The organism is Halorubrum sp. JWXQ-INN 858, assembly GCF_009806985.1.
GTDB lineage: Archaea > Halobacteriota > Halobacteria > Halobacteriales > Haloferacaceae > Halorubrum.
Genome location: NZ_WUAX01000015.1, coordinates 1 through 3,120, shown reverse-complemented (window position 1 = coordinate 3,120; position 3,120 = coordinate 1). Strand labels below are relative to the sequence as shown.

Below are 3,120 nucleotides of genomic sequence, written 5' to 3'. Positions count from 1 at the left end.
ATAACGGTGATTGCGACCATGAGTATGACCCCTATGACCGGCGACACCGCCTTGTCGTCGTTGAATAGCTTGCTGAGTTGCATTGTTGATTCTCCAGCGGGGCGGGGAAAGGGTGTGCTTTCGACCCGGTGCCGTCCCCCCGTCTGACGCCCGATCCCCGTCTGGTTGGTTGATGGCTCCCGTCCCTCCGTAATAAAGGGTCTCTTCCAGATATCCACGCTGATAGCGAGAAGCGACGCTTTAAATACTGATTCGATGATCTACACTTGTCCCCTAATGGAGCCCACGGCCCCCACACTCGCACGGACCTACACTGACCGGGTGTATCCGGACCCGTGGCAGAAGGTCCTCGACTACGAACGGGTGCAGGCGTACGCCGCCGAACACCCTACCCAGGGGCGCACGCGCGTCGGGAAGGCGCTCGACCTGCCGCCGGGACGGGTCCGCGGCTGGCTCGACGGCGGCATACCCGACCCCGTCCGCGGGATCCACGTCGCGACGGACCACGGCTGGCTCGATCCCGACCCCGCGGGCGACACCGCTTCGGCCCTTATCGAGCTCCTCGCCCACGTGCTCGCGGGCGGCTCGATCCTCGACACCACGTACATGGTCCGGCTTACGCCAGGCTCGCGCGTCGGTGTCGACGATCTCCGAGCCGCGCTCGACCGCGTCGGCGTCGAGTCGCGGATCGACCACGACCGTGCGGCGGGACGGGCGACCGAAGTCGTCGCCACCCGTGACGGATCGGTTCTCGGTCGGTGTCTCGTCGCGATGGGTGCCGCCGCCGGCTCGAAGATCGACCTCCAGCACGTCCCCGAGGTCGTCCGACACGCGACGCCGGCACAACGGACCTCGTTCTGCCGGATCTACGCGGCACACCGCGCCGTCGAGTTCGACGGCAAAGCCACTCGCCGAATCGTCGAGGAACGCCCGTGCTCGTACATGAGCGAACTCCGCGACCTCTTCGAGGACGTGACCGGCGAGACCGTGGGCATGGGCGAGGACGGACTCACGATCACGGCGGACGCCGCGCGACGGCTCCCGCCGGCGTAGCTACTCCAGGTCGGCAGCGTCCAGCTCGCCGGCGAGGTAGGCGCGGCCGCGACCGGTCAGCTCGTAGTAGCCGTCGTCGTCTTTCTGAAGGAGATCCTGCTCTTCCAGCGCCCGGACCCGTCCACGTACGGTGGAGTAGCCGATATCGTGGCCGTGTCGGACGAGGTTCCGATACAGCGGCTTCGGGGAGAGTTCGAGATCGTGGTCGTGGAGGAAGTCGAGAATGATGACGTCAGTCATCGTCATCCACCCCGGTGTCGGCCGCATTTCCGGATCCTCTCGGGCACGATCGGTTAGTAATACGGGTTGCGTCCGTTGAATATCTCATTTGGGCTCTCAATTAGCTTGTATGAGCTAACTATTAAGTATCCGGGATGCTTGTGTCGCGAGTATCGGAAGCATTCGCGGACCCGTCGCTCGCCGATGGGTCCTGTTAGAAGCGGACCCCGCTGGTGGTGCAGCGGGTCCGCGTGGGCTTCCGTGAGGCAGCACGAAAGCCATGTATTCACACGATGGTGGGGCTCTAAAAGCCCCCGACGACGGTCCGGCACAGCCAGCGACGACTACGACCGCCGCGGTCGATCGTTTTCACTTTCGCCGATGCGTACACTTTCACTCCGCGTATACGGATCCCACCTTTTATTTCCCAACTCTTTCGGGAGAAGTGATGAGTTCGAAAGAAGTCGTGCGGATCGAAGACCGGCAGGACAGATGGCGGTACGTATGCCCGTGTGGACACCGCTCGTGGGAGCCGACGAACCACCACTTCTGGTGTCGGCACTGTGCGGCACGGGAGGGCGTCGACGGCGTCTTTCACGAGCTGCGCGATAAGAAGACGGGCGCTCATCTCGCCCGCGAACGGGTTCGACTCATGACGTCGATCGGACCGTACGACGATATCGACGAGGAAGGCGGATGAGCCGGCGACGGACCCGGCGACGCGATCCGGGAGCTCTCGCACCGCGTGAGGCCGTGAGCCGGTACCTGCAGCGTCGCCGTGCGGATGCGACGGACGCAAGCGTCCAGTCGTGGAAGTACCGCCTGAAGCTCTTCGTGGAGTGGTGTGAGAGCGTCGGGATCCAGCGAGTGGATGACATCCGCGGTTACGACCTCGACGACTATTACGAGATACGGAGCGGTGGGATCGCCCCGGCGACGCTCGAGGGGGAGATGTGGACGCTACAGCGGTTCGTCGAGTACCTGGAGCAGATCGAGGCGGTCGATCCGAACCTCTCCGATTCGGTTCGGATCCCCGATCTCGACGACTCGGATCGAGCGAACTCCGAGACGCTACCGGCCGAGAAGGCGATCCCGCTCATCGAGTTCTACCGACGGTCCGACGAGTACCGGGCAACTCGTGGGCATGCGTTCCTCGAACTTGCATGGTTCACGGGAGCCCGGCAGGGCGGGATCCGGGCGCTCGACGTGCGCGACCTCTACGACGACGACGATTACGTCGAGTTTCACCACCGACCGAAGACCGGAACGCCCCTGAAGAACAAGCTCCACGGCGAGCGACCGGTCGCGGTTCCCCCGAAGACGATGGACGTTCTCCGTGAGTACGTGGGCAACCGGTACGACGTCCGTGACGACCACGGTCGACAGCCCCTCATCACGAGCCAGAAGGGACGCCCCGGCGTGAACACGGTGCGGATGTGGAGCTATCTCGCGACCCAGCCGTGTCTCCATGGACCGTGTCCGCACGGGGAAACCCCCGAAACGTGTGAGATGCGGGAGTTCGCTCACGCCAGCAAGTGCCCGTCGTCCCGGTCACCCCACCGGATCCGGACGGGGTCGATCACGTGGCAGTTGAACTGTGGGGTCCCGCCCGAGACCGTCGCCGAGCGGGTGAACGCGACGGTGAAGACGATCAAGAAACACTACGACTGGGCAACTGAGCGCGAGCGATGGCGACGCCATCACGAGCAGCTGGAAGGTCGCCGCGATCACCTACAGAAATTCGAGTTTGACCATGAATGACGAGATTCAGACAGTAGATCGGAGAACCGGAGAGAAGAGGCTTGAGAGTACGCCGTACGGGGGTAGATGGCCGCTGCGCCGGCCCAT

The 3,120-nt window shown here is 63.9% G+C and carries 5 protein-coding genes; 3 read left to right on the top strand and 2 right to left on the bottom strand.

Features of this window, described 5'->3' with window-relative positions; translation table 11 throughout:
* Positions 1-218 (bottom strand): archaellin/type IV pilin N-terminal domain-containing protein (locus tag GRS48_RS15405; protein ID WP_321168429.1); only part of this gene is annotated, 218 nt, incomplete at its 3' end.
* A 58-nt stretch (positions 219-276) separates the two neighbouring features.
* Here GRS48_RS15405 and GRS48_RS12000 point away from each other — a divergent pair.
* The gene (locus tag GRS48_RS12000; RefSeq protein ID WP_159486848.1) at positions 277-1,053 is read left to right on the top strand and encodes a hypothetical protein; all 777 of its coding nucleotides are present in this window, start codon (positions 277-279) and stop codon (positions 1,051-1,053) included.
* Here the strand turns inward: GRS48_RS12000 and GRS48_RS11995 are convergent, their stop codons facing one another.
* On the bottom strand, positions 1,054-1,293 hold the full coding sequence (locus GRS48_RS11995) for a winged-helix domain-containing protein (RefSeq protein ID WP_235028070.1): 240 nt from the start codon (positions 1,291-1,293) through the stop codon (positions 1,054-1,056). It lies immediately after the preceding gene.
* A gap of 427 nt (positions 1,294-1,720) precedes the next feature.
* Here GRS48_RS11995 and GRS48_RS11990 point away from each other — a divergent pair, with 427 nt between their 5' ends.
* Both GRS48_RS11990 and GRS48_RS11985 read left to right on the top strand, forming a co-directional pair.
* The gene (locus GRS48_RS11990; protein ID WP_159486844.1) at positions 1,721-1,972 is read left to right on the top strand and encodes a hypothetical protein; all 252 of its coding nucleotides are present in this window, start codon (positions 1,721-1,723) and stop codon (positions 1,970-1,972) included.
* Positions 1,969-3,033, top strand: a complete 1,065-nt coding sequence (locus GRS48_RS11985) for a site-specific integrase (RefSeq protein WP_159486842.1) — start codon at positions 1,969-1,971, stop codon at positions 3,031-3,033. Before GRS48_RS11990 ends, GRS48_RS11985 begins: the two co-directional genes overlap by 4 nt.
* Positions 3,034-3,120: the final 87 nt, after the last annotated feature.

Excerpts from the sequence above, each read along its gene's own strand:
- GRS48_RS12000 (WP_159486848.1), top strand. The coding sequence starts at position 277 with ATGGAGCCCACGGCCCCCACACTCGCACGGACCTACACTGACCGGGTG.
- GRS48_RS11995 (WP_235028070.1), bottom strand. The coding sequence starts at position 1,293 with ATGACTGACGTCATCATTCTCGACTTCCTCCACGACCACGATCTCGAA.
- GRS48_RS11990 (WP_159486844.1), top strand. The coding sequence starts at position 1,721 with ATGAGTTCGAAAGAAGTCGTGCGGATCGAAGACCGGCAGGACAGATGG.
- GRS48_RS11985 (WP_159486842.1), top strand. The coding sequence starts at position 1,969 with ATGAGCCGGCGACGGACCCGGCGACGCGATCCGGGAGCTCTCGCACCG.